The sequence below is a fragment of the Burkholderia sp. MSMB1835 genome, assembly GCF_001526365.1.
GTDB lineage: Bacteria > Pseudomonadota > Gammaproteobacteria > Burkholderiales > Burkholderiaceae > Burkholderia.
In genome coordinates, this window is record NZ_LOYP01000054.1 from 121,535 (window position 1) to 139,453 (window position 17,919).

The 17,919-nt window shown below is 69.0% G+C and carries 13 protein-coding genes; 5 read left to right on the top strand and 8 right to left on the bottom strand.

Features of this window, described 5'->3' with window-relative positions:
- Window positions 1-43 precede the first annotated feature (43 nt).
- Window positions 44-3,352, top strand: a complete 3,309-nt coding sequence (locus WS96_RS26485; RefSeq protein WP_059836644.1) for an efflux RND transporter permease subunit — start codon at window positions 44-46, stop codon at window positions 3,350-3,352.
- 117 nt (window positions 3,353-3,469) lie between these two features.
- Here WS96_RS26485 and WS96_RS26490 read toward each other — a convergent pair whose 3' ends face one another.
- The 4 genes from WS96_RS26490 to WS96_RS26505 form a co-directional block, all read right to left on the bottom strand.
- Window positions 3,470-4,432: an AraC family transcriptional regulator gene (locus tag WS96_RS26490; protein ID WP_059836645.1), complete on the bottom strand. Its 963-nt coding sequence runs from the start codon at window positions 4,430-4,432 to the stop codon at window positions 3,470-3,472.
- A gap of 29 nt (window positions 4,433-4,461) precedes the next feature.
- Window positions 4,462-5,553 (bottom strand): porin, encoded by a 1,092-nt coding sequence (locus tag WS96_RS26495; protein ID WP_059836646.1) that lies wholly within the window; start codon window positions 5,551-5,553, stop codon window positions 4,462-4,464.
- Between the two features lie 88 nt (window positions 5,554-5,641).
- On the bottom strand, window positions 5,642-7,846 hold the full coding sequence (locus WS96_RS26500; protein WP_059836647.1) for a xanthine dehydrogenase family protein molybdopterin-binding subunit: 2,205 nt from the start codon (window positions 7,844-7,846) through the stop codon (window positions 5,642-5,644).
- On the bottom strand, window positions 7,830-8,270 hold the full coding sequence (locus WS96_RS26505) for a (2Fe-2S)-binding protein (RefSeq protein WP_059836648.1): 441 nt from the start codon (window positions 8,268-8,270) through the stop codon (window positions 7,830-7,832). The genes WS96_RS26500 and WS96_RS26505 overlap by 17 nt, the downstream gene beginning before the upstream one ends.
- 251 nt (window positions 8,271-8,521) lie before the next feature.
- Here WS96_RS26505 and WS96_RS26510 point away from each other — a divergent pair, with 251 nt between their 5' ends.
- Window positions 8,522-8,905 carry a VOC family protein gene (locus tag WS96_RS26510; protein WP_059836649.1) on the top strand — a complete coding sequence of 128 codons (384 nt, stop codon included), beginning with the start codon at window positions 8,522-8,524 and terminating at the stop codon, window positions 8,903-8,905.
- Between the two features lie 123 nt (window positions 8,906-9,028).
- Here the strand turns inward: WS96_RS26510 and WS96_RS26515 are convergent, their stop codons facing one another.
- On the bottom strand, window positions 9,029-10,519 hold the full coding sequence (locus tag WS96_RS26515; RefSeq protein WP_059836650.1) for an NYN domain-containing protein: 1,491 nt from the start codon (window positions 10,517-10,519) through the stop codon (window positions 9,029-9,031).
- A 279-nt stretch (window positions 10,520-10,798) separates the two neighbouring features.
- Here WS96_RS26515 and WS96_RS26520 point away from each other — a divergent pair, with 279 nt between their 5' ends.
- Window positions 10,799-11,428, top strand: a complete 630-nt coding sequence (locus tag WS96_RS26520; RefSeq protein WP_034206834.1) for an SDR family oxidoreductase — start codon at window positions 10,799-10,801, stop codon at window positions 11,426-11,428.
- A gap of 85 nt (window positions 11,429-11,513) precedes the next feature.
- Here the strand turns inward: WS96_RS26520 and WS96_RS26525 are convergent, their stop codons facing one another.
- Window positions 11,514-12,062 carry a peroxiredoxin gene (locus tag WS96_RS26525; protein ID WP_027783990.1) on the bottom strand — a complete coding sequence of 183 codons (549 nt, stop codon included), beginning with the start codon at window positions 12,060-12,062 and terminating at the stop codon, window positions 11,514-11,516.
- 278 nt (window positions 12,063-12,340) lie between these two features.
- Between WS96_RS26525 and cdpA the strand changes: the two genes are divergently transcribed.
- Window positions 12,341-14,083 carry a putative bifunctional diguanylate cyclase/phosphodiesterase gene (gene cdpA, locus WS96_RS26530; protein ID WP_218920992.1) on the top strand — a complete coding sequence of 581 codons (1,743 nt, stop codon included), beginning with the start codon at window positions 12,341-12,343 and terminating at the stop codon, window positions 14,081-14,083.
- Window positions 14,084-14,110: 27 nt separating this feature from the next.
- Complete coding sequence (locus WS96_RS26535) at window positions 14,111-15,637, top strand: HDOD domain-containing protein (protein WP_059836651.1); 1,527 nt, start codon at window positions 14,111-14,113, stop codon at window positions 15,635-15,637.
- A 90-nt stretch (window positions 15,638-15,727) separates the two neighbouring features.
- On the opposite strand, the gene WS96_RS26540 is transcribed toward WS96_RS26535, so the two are convergent.
- Together WS96_RS26540 and astE are read right to left on the bottom strand one after the other, a co-directional pair.
- Window positions 15,728-16,522, bottom strand: coding sequence for an ABC transporter substrate-binding protein (locus WS96_RS26540; RefSeq protein ID WP_006490898.1), 795 nt, complete (start codon window positions 16,520-16,522; stop codon window positions 15,728-15,730).
- A gap of 353 nt (window positions 16,523-16,875) precedes the next feature.
- Window positions 16,876-17,919, bottom strand: a complete 1,044-nt coding sequence (gene astE / locus WS96_RS26545) for a succinylglutamate desuccinylase (RefSeq protein WP_059836654.1) — start codon at window positions 17,917-17,919, stop codon at window positions 16,876-16,878.

A 17,919-nucleotide genomic window follows, 5' to 3' on the forward strand; every position in this document is an offset into this window, starting at 1 on the left:
AAACGCATCCGTCGGAACACGCGGCGGCCCAGCGGGTGCCGACATGAACCTGTCGCGCCCCTTCATCAACCGCCCCGTCGCGACGACGCTGCTCGCGCTCGGCGTCGCGCTCGCGGGCCTGTTCGCGTTCATCAAGCTGCCGGTGTCGCCGCTGCCGCAGGTCGACTTCCCGACGATTTCCGTGCAGGCGTCGCTGCCGGGCGCGAGCCCGGAAACGGTCGCGACCAGCGTGACGAGCCCGCTCGAACGGCATCTCGGGTCGATCGCGGACGTCTCCGAAATGACGTCGACGAGCACGGTCGGCAATGCGCGGATCATCCTGCAGTTCGGCCTGAACCGCGACATCGACGGCGCCGCGCGCGACGTGCAGGCCGCGATCAACGCGGCGCGCGCCGACCTGCCCGCCGCGCTGAAGAGCAATCCGACCTACCGCAAGGTCAACCCGGCCGATTCGCCGATCATGGTCGTGTCGCTGACGTCGGAGACGGCGTCGCCGGCGAAGGTGTACGACGCCGCGTCGACGGTGCTGCAGCAGTCGCTGTCGCAGATCGACGGGATCGGCCAGGTTACCGTGAGCGGCTCCGCGAACCCGGCCGTGCGCGTCGAGCTCGAACCGCAGTCGCTGTTCCACTACGGGATCGGCCTCGAGGACGTGCGCGCGGCGCTGGCTTCCGCGAACGCCAACGCGCCGAAGGGCGCGATCGAGTTCGGCCCGCAGCGCTTCCAGCTCTATACGAACGACCAGGCGTCCGAAGCGTCGCAATACCGCGACCTCGTCGTCGCCTACCGCAACGGCTCGGCCGTGCGGCTGTCCGATCTGTCCGACGTCGTCGATTCGGTCGAGGACCTGCGCAACCTCGGCCTGTCGAACGGCAAGCGCGCGGTGCTCGTGATCCTCTACCGCTCGCCCGGCGCGAACATCATCGAGACTCTCGATCGCGTGCGCGCGGCGCTGCCGCAGCTCACCGCGTCGCTGCCGGCCGACATCACGGTCACGCCGGTGCTCGACCGCTCGACCACCATCCGCGCGTCGCTGAAGGACACCGAACACACGCTGCTGATCGCGATCAGCCTCGTCGTGATGGTCGTGTTCCTGTTCCTGCGCAACTGGCGCGCGACGCTGATCCCGAGCGTCGCGGTGCCGATCTCGATCGTCGGCACGTTCGGCGCGATGTACCTGCTCGGCTTCTCGATCGACAACCTGTCGCTGATGGCGCTGATCGTCGCGACCGGCTTCGTCGTCGACGACGCGATCGTCGTGCTCGAGAACATCGCGCGGCACATCGAGAACGGCAAGTCGCGGATGCAGGCGGCGCTCGACGGCGCGCGCGAAGTCGGCTTCACGGTACTGTCGATGAGCATCTCGCTCGTCGCGGTATTCCTGCCGATCCTGCTGATGGGCGGGATCGTCGGGCGCCTGTTCCGCGAGTTCGCGCTGACGCTGTCGCTCGCGATCGCCGTGTCGCTCGCGGTGTCGCTCACGGTCACGCCGATGATGTGCGCGCGCCTGCTGCCCGACAAGCACGACCCGCGCGACGAGGGCCGCTTCGGGCGCTTCCTCGAACGCGGCTTCGCGCGCATGCAGCGCGGCTACGAGCGCTCGCTGTCGTGGGCGCTGCGCCGGCCGCTGCTGATCCTGCTGACGCTGTTCGCGACGATCGGGCTGAACGTCTACCTGTACGTCGTCGTGCCGAAGGGCTTCTTCCCGCAGCAGGACACCGGGCTGATGATCGGCGGCATTCGGGCCGACCAGGCGACGTCGTTCCAGGCGATGAAGCTGAAGTTCTCCGAAATGATGCGGATCGTGCAGGCCAACCCGAACGTGAAGAGCGTCGCGGGCTTCACCGGCGGCACGCAGACCAACTCCGGCTTCATGTTCGTCACGCTGAAGGACCGCACCGAGCGCAAGCTGTCGGCCGACCAGGTGATCCAGCAACTGCGCCCGCGGCTGGCGGACGTGGCAGGCGCGAGCACGTTCCTGCAGGCCGCGCAGGACATTCGCGTGGGCGGCCGGCAGAGCAACGCGCAGTACCAGTTCACGCTGCTCGGCGATTCGAGCGCCGACCTGTACAAGTGGGGGCCGATCCTGACCGAGGCGCTGCAGAAGCGCCCCGAGCTGACCGACGTGAACTCCGACCAGCAGCAAGGCGGCATGGAGGCCATGGTGACGATCGACCGCGCGACGGCCGCGCGCTTCGGCATCAAGCCCGCGCAGATCGACAACACGCTGTACGACGCGTTCGGCCAGCGCCAGGTCTCGACGATCTACAACCCGCTGAACCAGTACCACGTCGTGATGGAAGTCGCGCCGAAGTACTGGCAGAGCCCGGAGATGCTGAACCAGGTGTGGATCAGCACGTCGGGCGGCAGCGCGAACGGTTCGCAGACCACCAACGCGGCCGCCGGCACCTTCGTCGCGACCGCGGCCGGCACGTCGAGCGCGGGCACGGCCGCGCAGAGCGCCGCGGCGATCGCATCCGATTCCGCGCGCAACCAGGCGCTCAACGCGATCGCGGCGAGCGGCAAGTCGAGCGCGTCGTCGGGCGCGTCGGTGTCGACATCGAAGTCGACGATGATCCCGCTGTCGGCGATCGCGACGTTCGGGCCGAGCACGACGCCGCTGTCGGTCAACCACCAGGGGCTGTTCGTCGCGACGACGATCTCGTTCAACCTGCCGCCGGGCGTGTCGCTGTCGCAGGCGACCCAGGTGATCTACCAGACGATGGCGCAGATCGGCGTGCCGCCGACGATCGTCGGCAGCTTCCAGGGCACCGCGCAGGCGTTCCAGCAGTCGATGAACGATCAGCCGATCCTGATCCTCGCGGCGCTGCTGGCCGTCTACATCGTGCTCGGGATCCTGTACGAGAGCTACATCCACCCGATCACGATCCTGTCGACGCTGCCGTCGGCCGGCGTCGGCGCGCTGCTCGCGCTGCTGCTGTTCAAGACCGAGTTCAGCATCATCGCGCTGATCGGCGTGATCCTGCTGATCGGCATCGTGAAGAAGAACGCGATCATGATGGTCGACTTCGCGATCGACCAGACGCGCAACAACCGGAAGTCGTCGTTCGATGCGATCCACGAGGCGTGCCTGCTGCGCTTCCGGCCGATCATGATGACGACGATGGCGGCGCTGCTCGGCGCGCTGCCGCTCGCGTTCGGCAGCGGCGACGGCGCCGAGCTGCGCGCGCCGCTCGGGATCGCGATCGCCGGCGGCCTGATCGTGTCGCAGGTGCTGACGCTCTATACGACGCCGGTCGTCTACCTGTACATGGACCGGCTGCGCGTGTGGGCCGAGAAGCGCCGCAACCGCCGCGGCAATACCGGCGGGCCGGCGGTCGCCGGCGAGTGACGGAAAGCGGCCGGACGCGCGTGGGCGGGGCATGCCGCACCGCCCTGCGTCGCGGGTCCCGCCGCGCCGGCGCGACAGTCGCACGCAAGCGCCGGCACCCGCTGGCGCGTTGCGCGGTCATCCATGTCGTGCAAGGTCATACAGATCGCGTGCGTTGCGCGCATAGCGGCGCGGCGCCGTCCCCGACCAGCGATGGAACGCACGCGCGAATGCCTTCTCCGACGTGTAGCCGACCCGCTCGGCGATCTCGATCAGCCGCAGCTTGCCGTTCGCGAGCTCGCCGCTCGCCAGATACATCCGGTACGCGGTCAGATGGCCGATCGGCGTCTCGCCGACCAGCGCGGCGAAATGCGCGCAAAAGCGCGAACGCGACATGCCGGCCTCGGCCGCGAGGCTCGCGAGCTGCCAGTTGCGCCGCGGGTCGCGGTGCATCAGCGCCATCGCACGACCGATTTGCGGATCGGTCAACCCGCGCAGCCAGCCCGTGTGATTCGCCGACGATTGCAGGTGCGCACGCAACAACTGCACGAACAGCACGTCGGCCAGACGCGTCGCGGCGACGGCCCAGCCCGGCTGGCACGCCATCGATTCCTGGATGAAGCTCTGCAGCGTGCTCGCGAGCCACGGCGCGACGGCCGCATCGTTCGCGCGCACGTGAATCAGCGCCGGCAACACGGAGAACAGCGGGCTGCGCACGATGTCGCGATACACGACGATGCCCGTATAGAGCTCGCTGGTCGCGCCGCCGCCGCCCGCGACGAACGCGAGCGGCGTGTCGAAGCGCGGCCGGATGCCCTTGTCGGCCATCAACGTATCGAACGGCACGGGCGGCACGTCGAGCGACGACGCCATCACGTGCTCGTCGCCATGCGGCAGCAGCACGAAGTCGCCCGGCTCGACGTAGACGGGCGCGGCGCCCGCGACCGACAGGAAGAACGGGCTGCCCGCACAGGTGCGGAACGGCGCGCCCGCGACGGCCGGCTTGCGGATCGCCCACGGCGCACTCAGCGTGAAGCGCCCGGTGACGACCGCATCGGCCCGCAGGTCGGTCAGCACGTCGCTGAGAAGATCGGTCGTCATCGTCGAAGTCTCCGTGGTGCGCTACCGCGTCAGAAGCGCTGCTGAATGCCCGCCATCGCGCCGACCTGGTTGCGGCCGGTGCCGACCGTGCCGCCCGCCGCCACCGCGGACGTGCCCAGTGCGCTGTTCGTGATGTAGCCGACGGACGTATAGACCATCGTGCGCTTCGACAGGCTGTAATTCGCCCGCCCGACGAACAGGTTCGAGTCGTAGCGGCCGCGCAGCAGATAGCGCACGGCCTGTGCGTCGAATGATAGCGCCGGACTCGCGTAGACCGTGCCGCCCGCGAAGAAGATGTCCGACTGGCTGTGGGCCGCGGCTGCCGTGTTGCGGCGGATCCAGCCCGCGCCGAGTTTCGCGATGCCGAACTTGACGTATGCGTCGACGATCGTGCGGCTATCCGTATAGCCGGGGCTCGACAGCGGCGCCGACGCGCCCGTGCCTCCGTGCATCACGTCGTACGACGCGGCCGCGCCGAACTGCGGCGCGTCGTACGCGATCATCATCGTGTACTGGCGGCAGGCGACCGGGTCGCCCGCCACGTTGCCCGCGCAATTCGTCGCCGACGGCCCGGCCGGCCCCGCGCCGTCTCGCCCGGTGCTGTAGGTGCCGCCGAGCGTCACGCCGCCGAAGCGACCGAGATAGCCGACCGCATTGTCGCTGCGCGCATTCGGCAGGTAGCTGTCGAAGCTCGCCATCGAATGGATCGACGGGCCGATCACGTCGGCGTTGAGCAACACCAGCATCGACATGTTCATCTGCCGCCCGAGCGTAAGCGTGCCGTACGGCGATTCGATGCCGACGTTCGCCTGCCGGCCGAACAGGCGGCCGCCATAGTTCAGCGCGCCCGAGTTCAGCGCGAAGCCGTTTTCGAGCACGAAGAACGTACGGTAGCCGCCGCCGAGATCCTCGACGCCGCGCAACCCGAAGCGCGACGGCACTTCGCCGGTCAGCGCCGGCATGCCGGCGACCGCGCCGCCGCCTGCCGCGTTGTTGTAGTACTGCACGCCGGTGTCGACGATGCCGTACAGCGTCACGCTGCCCTGCGCATGCGCAACCGGCGACGCAGCGGCGGACGCAGCGAGAGTAACGGCCGTCGCGGCCGTGCGGAAGGTGTTCATGGAAGTCTCCAGACCGATCGTGTAGTTATGCTTGATATTGGCCGGCGGCGCACCTGCACCGCCAGCCTCGAGGGAACACCGAAGTTGTTCAGGTCGCGAGCGGCGTATCGAACGGCATCGAGCGCGGCCGCTCGCCGGTCGCACGCCAGATCGCATCCGCCACCGCCGGCGCGACCGGCGGCAACGCGACTTCGCCGCAGCCTTGCGGATCGCGATCGCTGTCGACGATCACGACCTCGATCTTCGGCATCGCGGCCAGACCGAGCAGCGGGTAGTCGGCAAAGTTGCGCTGCACGACCGCGCCATGCTCGAACGTGATCTCGCTCCTGAACGTGTTGGTGAGCGCAAAGCCGACGCCGCCTTCGACCATCTCGCGAATCAGCAGCGGATTGATCGCGCGGCCGCAGTCGATCCCGCACACGATCCGCTCGAGCTTCACGTTGCCGCGCGTCACGCGCACCTCGGCGATCGCCGCGACGTACGTGCCGAACGCGCCGCCGCGGCCGGTGTACAGCGAGTACGCGACCCCGCGCGACAGGCCGGCCGGCGCGCGGCCGAACCAGTTCGCGCGCGCGGCCGTCGCGTCGAGCACGCGCAGCGCGAGCGGATCGTGCTTCAGCAACGCGCGCCGGTATTGCACCGGGTCGGCCCGCGCCGTATGCGCGAGCTCGTTCACGAAGCTTTCAAGGAAAAACACGGTCGACGTGCTGCCGACGCTGCGCATGAAGCTGACCGGAATCGGCTGCATGACCGTGACCGAATCGACCAGCAGGTTCGGCACGTCGTAGCAAAGGTCGTACAGGCCGTCGAGCATCGTCTCGTCCCAGCCGCCCGCCTTGTCGTAGCGGTCGCGCTTGATCGCCGCATACAGCGAATGGCCGGCGACGCGCGCATGCAGCGCGACCGGCAGACCGTCGCGGCCGAGCGCCGCGCGAAATCGCGCGGACGCGCACGGCCGGTAGAAGCCGTGACGGATGTCGTCCTCGCGCGAGCGGATCACCTTCACCGGTCGCCCGACCGCCTTCGACGCGACGGCCGCATGCACGACGAAATCGGGCACGTACTTGCGGCCGAAGCTGCCGCCGAGAAACGTCGTGTTGACGATCACGCGCTCGGTCGGCACGCCGAACAGCGCCGACAGCGTCCAACGCACCTTGTCCTGCCCCTGGATCGGCCCCCAGACCTCGATCTCGTCGGCCCGCACGTGCACGGTCGCGTTGACGGGCTCCATCGTCGCGTGAACGATGTACGGGGTGTGGTAATCGGCTTCGACGATGCTGTCGGCCTCCGCGAGCCGGCGCGCGGGCTCGCCGATCGTCGTCGCCACCACGGCGCGATCGGCCTGCAGCGCGCCCTTGCGCTGCGCGAGGATCGTCGCACTGTCGAATGCCGGCGTCGGGCCCGCGTCCCACACGATGTCCGCTGCGTCGCATGCCTTCTTCGCCTGCCAGTAGGTGCGCGCGACGACGATCACCGCGTCCTTCGCGAGCACGACGTCCGTCACGCCCGGCATCGCGCGCAGCGCGTCGCGGTTCTTCACGGCGGTCGGCTTGCCGTTCAGCGTCGGCGCCATCGTCAGCGCGCCGACCAGCATGTCGGGCACCCGCACGTCGATGCCGAAGATCGCGCTGCCGTCGACCTTCGCGGGCACGTCGAGCTTGTGCAGCGGACGGCCGATCAACGTGTGCGCGGACGCCGGTTTCAGGCGTGGCTGCGGATCGGGCGGCAGCGTGGCCGCGTCGTCGACGAGCGCGCCGTACGACAGCGAACGCCCGCTCGCCGCATGGACGACGCGGCCGTCGCGCGTCACGCACTGCGTGTCGCGCACGCCCAGCCGCGCGGCGCCGGCCCGCAGGAACGCGGATCGCGCCTGCGCACCCGCGATCCGCAACCGCGTGTAGAACATCGTCGCCGACATCGATGCGCCGACGAATTGCTGCGGCGCCTCGTTCGCGGCGTCGATCCGATACGCGTCGCGCCCGGTGACGAACTCGATCGTCACGCTGCGCCAGTCGGCGTCCATCTCATCGGCCAGCACCTGCGGCAGCCCGGTATGGACGCCCTGTCCGACTTCCGCCTGCGACAACCCGATGATCGTCCTGCCGTCCGCGTCGACGCGGACCCAGTCGTTGATCTCGCGAAAGCGCGCGCCGTCGCCGGCCGCGTGCACGACGTCGCCGAACGCCAGCGGCAGCAGCAGGCTGCCCGCCAGCGCGGCTCCGCCCTTCAGGAACACGCGGCGCGCCGCGTTCGGCACGGGCAGTACCCGCACCGCGTCAACCTGCCGCGACATGGATCGCCTCGCGAATACGTTGATAGGTCGCGCAGCGGCACAGGTTCGTGATGACCTCGTCGATCTGCGCATCGGTCGGCTTGCGGTGGCGCGCAAGCAGCGCGGCCGTCGCCATCACCATCCCCGATTGGCAATAGCCGCATTGCGGCACGTCCTTCTCGATCCACGCGCGCTGCACCGGATGCGAGCGGTCGTGCGACAGCCCTTCGATCGTCGTGACCGCGCGGCCCGCGATACTCGCCGCCGGCAGCACGCACGCGCGTGCGGCTTCGCCGTCGAGGTGCACGGTGCAGGCGCCGCACGCGCCGATGCCGCAGCCGTACTTGGTGCCCGTCAGTCCGGCCGAGTCGCGAATGACCCACAGGAGCGGCGTATCGGGATCGCCGTCGAAATCGAACGGTTGGCCGTTCAGCATGAAGCGCATCGTCTGTCTCCCTGTTGCGCATCGCCCGTTCGTCATCCGGCGGATGACGGCGATGGCTTGACAGGAATTCTTGGCGGCGCAAAAGGCGGCGCCAATGACCTTTGCTCCCGAAAAAGTAGCCGTTCGTCCAGATCGTTTCAGCCGACGAATGGCGCGCTCCGCCCGGCGCGCGCCGGCCCCCGCTTGCGGACCGGCCGCGATCGACTATCGTGTGTCCATGCCCACCGCCACCCGGTTCACGGGAACCCGCCATGAACGTCCAGCTCAACCACACGATCGTCTGGTGCCGCGACAAGCATGCGTCGAGCCGCTTCCTCACCGAACTGCTGGAATTGCCGCCGCCGACGCCATTCGGCGCGATGCTGGTCGTCGCGCTCGACAACGGCGTGTCGCTCGATTTTTACGAACAGGCGGGGGAGATCCGGTCGCAGCATTACGCGTTCCTGATCGACGAAGCCGGCTTCGATCGCGTCCTCGCGCGCATTCGCGAACGCGGGCTGCCGCACTGGGCCGATCCCGCGAAACGGCAAGCCGACGATATCTACCGCCACAACGGCGGACGCGGCGTGTACTTCGACGATCCGGACGGTCACTTCCTCGAGGTGATGACGCGGCCGTACGTGCTGAACGGTTAGCGCGACAGCGCCGGCATTGCACCGGCCCGGATGGCGCGGCGCGGGTGTCGGCCGGTTGCGGACGAGAACCGGCCGAGCGCGCGACCGCCGCCGGCCGCCGTTACTCGCGTTACTCGTTACTCGTTACTCGGCGGCAACCGTCGTCTTGCGCGGACGACGCGCACGCGGCGCCGCCTTCCGGGCCGGCTTCTTCGGCTTGGCGGCGGCCGGTGCTTCGGCAGCCTCGTCGGCCGCCGCTTCGACCGGCGCCACATCGTGCGACGGCTGCACGGCTTCACTCCGGGCCCCGGAAGCGCGAGACGCCGGCTCGGCGGCCGCCACCGCCGCGTGCCGCTCGTCATGTGCCGCGTCGCGATGCGGTTCGTCCGCATGCTGGCCGTGCGCGTGCGCATCGCCCCCCTGCATCGCGTCGCCCTGCGCGGCGGCGTCCGGCTTGCCGGCCGCGTGGCGACCGGCGCCCTTCGCGGCCGCGCCCTTCTTCGTGCCGGTCTTCTTTGCCGCGCTCTTGCGCGCCCGCTTGCGGCCATCCTTCGCGTCGCCATGCGCGTCGGCCACCTCGGCCACGTCGGACGTGTCGCGCGTTTCGGCCGGCGCCGCGTCGGCGACCTCGGCAAGCGCCGCGTCTTCCGCGTCGACCTGCACGCTTTCGTGAACGACCGCTTCCGCCCGCTCCCCGCGCCGGCGCGCCCCGCGGTCGGTCGGCGCCGGCTCCGCCGCGCGCGTGCCGCGCTGGGCGCCGTGGTACGCCGCGCCGCCCTCACCGCCTGCCGCGACGGGCTCGGCTGCAGCCGACTGGCGAGCCCGCGACACGAACGCACCCGATTTGTCGTCGCGCCCCACTTCGAGCAGGCCGCGCGCCTGCGCCTCGTCGAGCAGGTTGCCGAACGCGCGGAATCCGTAGTACGACTCGTTGAAATCAGGCTTGCGGCGCTTGATCGCGCTCTTGAGCACCGACGCCCAGATCTTGCCGACGTCGTCGCGCTCCGACGCGAGCGCATCGAACGTCTCGACCGCCAGCGCGATCGCCTCGGCCTTGCGCGCGTCCATGTCGTGCTTGCGCGACGGCTCGTCGGGCCGCTTGGCACCGCCGTTGCTCGCCCGCTGCTGCTGTTCGCGCTTCGCGAGCGCACGCTGCTGCTCGCGCACCAGATCGTCGTAGAAGATGAATTCGTCGCAGTTCGCGACCAGCAGATCCGACGTCGATTTCTTCACGCCGACGCCGATCACCTTCTTCGCGTTCTCGCGCAGCTTCGACACGAGCGGCGAAAAATCCGAATCGCCGCTGATGATCACGAACGTATCGACGTGCGACTTCGTGTAACAGAGATCGAGCGCGTCCACGACGAGCCGGATGTCGGCCGAATTCTTGCCCGACTGGCGCACGTGCGGAATCTCGATCAGCTCGAAGCTGGCTTCGTGCATCGACGCCTTGAAGCCCTTGTAGCGATCCCAGTCGCAATAGGCCTTCTTCACGACGATGCTGCCTTTCAGCAGCAGCCGCTCCAGCACGGGCTTGATGTCGAATTTCTCGTACTTCGCGTCGCGCACGCCGAGCGCGACGTTCTCGAAGTCGCAGAATACGGCCATGCTCACGTTGTCCAGGGGTAATGCCATGTGTACTCCAACCGGTGGGCCGACGCGTTGTTCACACGTAGCGGCGAAAAATGCATCGCGCACATGATAGCCGGTCGGCGCGTCATTCCCGCATCCGTGTGAACGAATGGACGCCGCCAGCCGTGCCGGTATGCCCGCGCCGATACGCCCGTACCGGTATGCCCGCGCCGGTATGCCCCTTATTACGCGCCCGCCGCCGGGCCGATTCGACATTACACTTGAGTTATCGGTCGTCCGTCCCTATCTGGGAGGATGACGCATCGAGCAAGGAGCGGTTTCATGACGACGAAGGTACTGCTGATTGGCGCGACCGGACGGACGGGCCGGGCCTGCGCGGATCTGCTGCTCGAGCAGCCGGAGTTCGAGCTCACGGCGCTCGTGCGCCGGCACGGCTATGCGCTGCCCGGCGCGCGGGTCGTCGAGGCCGATCTGACGAACGATTTCTCGCACGCGTTCCAGGGCATCACGCACGTGATCTACGCGGCAGGGTCGGCCGAATCGGAAGGCGCGACCGAAGAGGAACAGGTCGACCGCGACGCAGTCGCCCGCGCGGCCGAGTACGCGCTCGCCTACAACGCGCAGAAGCTCGTGGTGGTCAGTTCGCTGTCCGCATACCGGCCCGAGCAGGGGCCGGACGCGCTGCACCACTATTCGCAGATGAAGCGCGAAGGCGACGATCGCGTGATCGCGTCGGGCGTCGACTACGTGATCCTGCGCCCGGGCCCGCTCACGGACGACCCGGGCGTCGGCAAGATCGCGCTGACCGACACGTGGCTCGAGCCCGCGCCGCCCGTCTCGCGCCAGGACGTGGCATGGGCCGCGATCGAGGCGATCAAGCTCGGCATCTCGCGCAAGGTCGTCGGCTTCGTCGGCGGCAGCGTGCCGATCGAACAGGCCTTGCGCGCGTAACGGCCCGCTGCGCGCCGCCGGCAGGCGGCGCATGCCCGTGTCCGCGGCCCGCACGACGGGCCGTTTTCACGCGCGGGGCAGCCGCTTACTGCTTCGGATGCGCGTCGGCCCACGCCTTCACTGCGGCGAGCGTGTTCTCGACGTGCTTGTCGGGCGACAGGCTCGTGTATTCGTAGAGAATCTTCCCTTCCGGCGAAATCACGTAGGACACGCGGTTCGCGCGGTCGAGCGCCGGCAGTTTCGCGTCGTATTCGCGGATGATCTTCGCATCCGGATCGGCCGCCACCGGGAACTTGCTCCGGCACTCGCTCACCGAGAACTTCGTCAGCGTGTCGATGTTGTCGGCCGACACGCCGATCACCGTCGCGCCGTAAGCCTTGTAACGGTCGACCGCGTCCGCGAACGCATGCGCCTCGATCGTGCAGCCTTTCGTGAACGCCGCCGGATAGAAATACAGCACGACCGGCCCCTGCTTCAGGGCGTCCGCGAGCGAGTACGTGTAAGTCTTGCCGCCCAGCGACGCCTGCGTCGTGAAATCGGGCGCCGCGGCGCCCGGCTTCAGTTCCGCCTGCGCCAGCAGTGCATGGCCGGCCACCAGCGCCGCCATGGCGCCCAGCAACAGTTTTCGCTTCATCTGCGTCCTCATTTCTTATAAAGTCAGCCCGATGTAGGCCACGAGAGCGTTCGCCTGCCGAACACCCGTGTCGATGATCCGGATCCGCGGCAGCGCCGCCCGCGGCCGGCCCGTTAAAGATTCCGCACAGTCTGCCGTTATTCCTTCCGGACAACTGGTTCCAGCCCTTCACGTCAGCGAGAAACATGGAAGCCAACAGGAAACAGACGTCACGCAAGGGCTCCTGGCGCAGCGCCTTGCATACGCTGCGCCGCTTCGCCCGGTCGGGCGGCGCGCTGATGCCCGCGCGCGCCGTCGCGCCGCGCCGCGACGATTCCGTGCGCAACTGGCTGGAACAGACGGTCGGCACGGTGGATTTCCTCGCCCATGTGGACCGCGAACTGCGCTTTCTGTATGTGTCCGACGCCAGCCTGCGCTTCATCGGCTATCACCGCGACTACCTGCATACGCTGACGCTGCGCGACCTGATCGCCGAACAGGATACCCCGGCGCTCGAAGGCCTGCTCGCCCGTGCCGCACGTTCCGGCCAGGTCGAGAAGGCGACGATGTGCATCGTCAAGTCGCTCACCTACCCGCTGGACGTCGAGGTCCGCGCGTTCAAGAGCCGCCACCACGGCGTCGACGGCTTCGCGATCGCGGCCTTCGACGTGTCGTCGTGGCGCGCGCTCGAGGCACGCCTGACGTACGAAATGCACCACGACCCGATGACGGGGCTCGACAACCTGTCCGCGCTCGTGCCGGCGCTGATGCGCGCGCAGCAGACCGCCGACGAGGACGGCACCTGCGCGGCGCTGCTGCTGCTCGACCTCGACGACTACCAGCGGATCAACCGCGCGCTCGGCTACGACGCGGGCGACATGTTGCTGCGCGAGACCGCGCAGCGGCTGAAGGCGCTCGTCACGCCGAACGAGCGGCTCGCGCGCGTCGCGAGCGACAAGTTCGCGGTCGTGCTGGGCGCACCGGACCGCACGCAGGCGAGCCAGACCGCCGATGCGCTCGCGCGCCGGCTGCAGGCCGCGGTGCGCGAGCCCTACGTGTACCAGGGGCAGACCGTGCACCTGTCCGCGAGCATCGGCATCGCGCTCTACCCCGACGAACGTGCCGCGCCACATCGGGCGCAGCACCACAGCCCGCTGCTGCGCCGCGCCGACCACGCGCTCGCGCAGGCGAAGGCATCGGGCGGCAACGCGCTCGCGTTCCATGCGCCCGTCGACGACCCGGCCGACGCCGAACGGCTCAAGCTCGAAGCCGACCTGTACGACGGCGTGCGCAACGGCGAGTTTTCGCTGCATTTCCAGCCGATCACGCGCAGCCAGTCGGGCGCGGTGGTCGGCGTCGAGGCGCTGATCCGCTGGCGCCATCCGGTGCACGGCCTCGTGCCGCCAGCCACCTTCATCCCGCTCGCCGAATCGATCGGGCTGATCAACTACCTCGGCAACTGGGTGCTCAAGGCCGCGTGCATGCAGCTCGTCGCGTGGGACGGCCAGGGGCTCGCGCTGCAATACGTGGCGGTCAACGTGTCGCCGCAGCAGTTCCGCGACCCGCGCTTCACGCAAAGCGTGCGCGAGGCGATCGCGCTGACCGGCATCGACCCGCGCCGTATCGTGCTCGAAATCACCGAAAGCCTGCTGATGCACGATCCCGCGCACGCGAAAATGCTGCTCGAGGAGCTGACCGGCCTCGGCATCCGCTTCGCGATCGACGATTTCGGCACCGGCTATTCGAGCCTCGCCTATCTGCAGCGCTTCCCGCTCGCGAAGCTGAAGATCGACCGCAGTTTCGTCGAGAACCTGCTGACGTCGCGCAACGACCGCGCGATCGTGTCGGCGGTGGTCGGCCTCGCGCAAACACTGGATCTCGAGCTCGTCGCCGAAGGCGTCGAGACCGAGGCGCAGCGCGAGCTGCTGACGGAGATGGGCTGCAATCACATCCAGGGCTGGCTCGTCTGCCAGGCGCTGCCGTCCGAGGAGCTCGCGCGGCGCTTCGAGGCGCAGCAGCTGCACCTGCACGCCGCCGCCTGACGCGCGCGGCGAACCGAACAGATCCGTATGTCAATCACCGAACACCTGCCCCGCACCGCGCTGCTCGACAAGCTGTGGGCCCGGATGAACGAACGGGGCGATTTCCCGCTGCTGTCGGAATCGCTGCGCGCGACGATGGCCGCGATGAAGAACGACGACCTCGACTTCACCGCGCTCGTGCGCGTCGTGCTGTCGGACTTCGCGCTCACGCAGAAAGTGCTGCGCCTCGCGAATTCCGCGATGTACATGGCGTTCGGCGGCAACATCACCACCGTGACGCGCGCGCTGATGGTGCTCGGCATGGACGCCGTCGGCCATCTCGTCGTCGGGCTCAAGCTCGTCGACCATTTCCATCAGAGCACGCCGCGTCGCATCGACGCGAAGCTGGAGCTGAACCGCGCGCTGCTGTCCGGCTGCGTCGCGCGCAAGCTCACCGAGCGCGTCGAACTGCGCGCGGGCGAGGAGGCCGTCGTCTGCACGCTGATGCGCCAGGTCGGCAAGCTGCTGGTGGTCTGCTATCTCGACAGCGAATGGGACCGCATCCGCCGCCGCGCGGCCGAGCTGAACGGCGACGAATCGGCCGCCTGCGCCGAGGTGCTCGGCGTCGGCTTCGACGAGATCGGCCTCGAGGCGGCCGCGCGCTGGCGATTGCCCGACGTGATCCGCGCGGGGATGGCCAACGACGACGGTCACGCGACCTGTGCCGACGCGTTCGACGATGACGGCGGCGGCTGCTGCCCGGCGGTCGCCGCCGACGACGGCCCGGCCGACCGCGGCCCGGCCGACCGCATCCGCTGGCTGCGCGCGGTGAGCCGCTGCTCGACCGACGTCGCCAGTGCGCTCGCGCTGCCGGCCGGCCCGCAGCGCGACGCGCGCGTCGCGGCGCTCGCGCTGCACTGCAGCCCGACACTCGGCATGGAACCCGCGGCGCTCGTCGAGATCGCCGAGCGCCTCGCGCGCGAGGAAGCGAGCGACACCGTGATGCGCGAGATCGTCGAGCTGCGCGCGAACGCCGATGCGATCGCGCGCGCGCAGGCCGAGCCCGAGGCATGCCTCGAAGCCGGCCTCGCGGACCTGCGCGCGCTGCCGTCCGAGCACGTGCTGACGCCGGTGCTCGCGCTCGCGTCGGAAAGCCTGCTGGCCGGCCTCGCCTTCACGCGCACCGTGATGTTCGTGCGTCACGACGACGGCACGTTCGCCGCGCGTCTGGGTTTCGGCCCAGGCGTCGATACGGCGCTCGACCGGCTGCGCTTCGACGAGCGCTTCGAGCCGGACGTGTTTCATCTCGCGATCTCGAACTCGGTCGGGATCTTCATCGAGCAGGCGCAGGAGCCGAAGATGATGAAGCGCCTGCCCGCGTGGTACCTCGACGCGTTCGACGACACGCGCGCGTTCGTGCTGCTGCCCGTGCGCGTCGGCGCAACGAGCGTCGCGCTGCTGTACGGCGACTGGGCCGGCGTGCAGCCCGCGCGCAAGATCTCGCAGCAGGAGATGGCCGTGCTCAACGACCTCGCGCGCGAGCTCGGGCGGTTCTTTCCCGCGCCGCCCGGCTGACGCTCCGCCCCACCGCCGTTTGCGCTCCACCAAAGCAAACCGGCCGCATCGGCGGCCGGTTTTTTACCATCGTGCGATCGAACGAAACGCTTACTTGAGCGTGACGGGCACGCTGAAGTACTTCTTCGCGAGGTTGTCGATCGTGCCGTCGGCCTTCAGTTCCTTCAGCGCCTGATCGAGCGCGGTCTTCAGCGCCGCGTCGTTCTTGCGCAGGCCGAAGCCGACGCCCGAGCCGAGGATCTCGGTGTCGCTGACCGTGCCGCCCGCGAACGCGAAGCCCTGGCCTTGCGGCTTCGTCAGGAAGCCCTTCGAGCCGGCTTCCGAATCCTGGAAGGTTGCGTCGAGACGGCCCGACTTCAGATCGGCGTACGCCAGATCCTGCGTCTGGTACGGCACGACTTCGACGCCGGCCGGCGCCCACTTCTTCTTCGCGTACGCTTCCTGGATCGTGCCCTGCAGCACGCCGACGCGCTTGCCCTTCAGCGATTGCGGGGTCGGCAGCAGGCCGCTGCCCTGCTTCGCGATCAGCTGGTTCGGAATCGTGTAGATCGGGTCGGTGAACGCGATCGCGTGCTTGCGCTGGTCGGTGATCGTCATGTCCGAGTTGATCGCGTCGAACTTGCGCGCCTGCAGCGCCGGGATCAGGCCGTCGAAGTCGTTCTCGACCCACACGCACTTCGTCTTCAGCTTCGCGCACACCGCGTTGCCGATATCGATGTCGAAGCCGGTCAGCTTGCCGTCGGGCGTCTTGTATTCGAACGGTGCGTACGAGGCCTCGACGCCGAACCGGATCTCCTTCAGATCCGCGGCAAACGCGCTGCCTGCCGCCACGGCCGATGCCGCCACCACCGCATGCGCGGCCACTTTACGCCAATCCAACTTCATCAGGTGTTCTCCTCGATACTCGAATGTTCCGGAACGACGGGCGCAGGCATCATCGCAGGGTCGGATGACCCCGGCAATGCCGACGCCGCGCCGTGATGCGACGCAACAGTCGCAAGGCCGCGATTGTACCAATCCGTGCGGCCCGATATGGCAAAGCGACCGCCGATACGCGATGCTGCGCTGCGTACCCGGCGGCCGCCACGCGACCTGTCGAACTTGCAAGACGGTGTCGCAAATACGCAAGCGCGGCGCCCACGCCGTGGGCACGGCGTGCGGGCGTCATCGCAAAAATGAATGGATCGCGAACCATGCGCGGGCCGCGACGCGCAGCAGCCCGCCCGATCGCGCATCGATCAGACGAGCGCGGCCAGCGTGTCGCGCGTCGTATCGACGACGAGCAGGCCCGCGCGCAACCCCGGCTTCACGGTCGGGTTCGGGAACACGATGCGCTCCTCGTCGTGCTGCACCGTGTAGCGATAGTCGCCGTCCTGCGCGAGCACAGTGCCGCGCGGGAACGCGGTGAAGTTCGCGACGTCGGCCGCGACGAACAGCTCGAGCGCGTCGCTCTGCTTCGTGATCTGATCGATCACCGTGAAGACGCGCGGCAGCGACGGATGGCCGCCCGCGGCATCGACGTCCGTCGCCCCAGCCGACACGAGCTTGCGCACCGCGCGGTCGGCCGGCGCGAAGCGCGTCAGGTCGTTCTGGCCGAACGGCCGCACCTTGCCGAGTTCCAGCGTGCACGCGAGCGCGCCGCAATGCTCGGCCGTGAAATGCGAATACGTGTTGCCTTTCGCCGTATGCAGCAGCACGGCCGCGATGCGGGCGTCGCCGAGCCATTCGACCATCGCGCGCGTGGGCGGCGTGCCCGTGTACGGCAGCAGCGCGAATTGCTCGAACACCGACGCGCGAATCGCCGTGTGCATGTCGATGTGCCAGCGTGCGCCGGCTGCCGGCGCCGCCGCGAAGAATGCGGAAGCCGCCGCTTCGAGTTGCGCGGCGCGCGGCGCTTCGCGGCTCGCGGGCGCCTGTGCGTGACGACCGCCGAACAGCCGGTTCAGGTCGTCGTCGAAATAGCGTTGGCCCGCGCGCATCGCCGGCACGTTGCCGAGCACGACGAGCAGCCGGCACGCGAGCGGCAGCGCGCCCGACGCCAGATCGCGCACGAGCATCGACAGCAGCTCGATCGGCGCGGTCTCGTCGCCGTGCACGCCGGCCGACACGAGCACGCTCGCGCGCGCCGCGGCGCCGGCCGCGGCCGGTTCGAACGCGAGCAGCCCGTCGCCGAGCCATTGCCAGCGCACCGCACCGCCCGCGCAGGCGCCGTCCCGGTCGACCGGCGCCCCGCCGGCCAGCGTGAACGCGAGAAAATCGTCGAGCAGCGCGGCAGCCGGCAT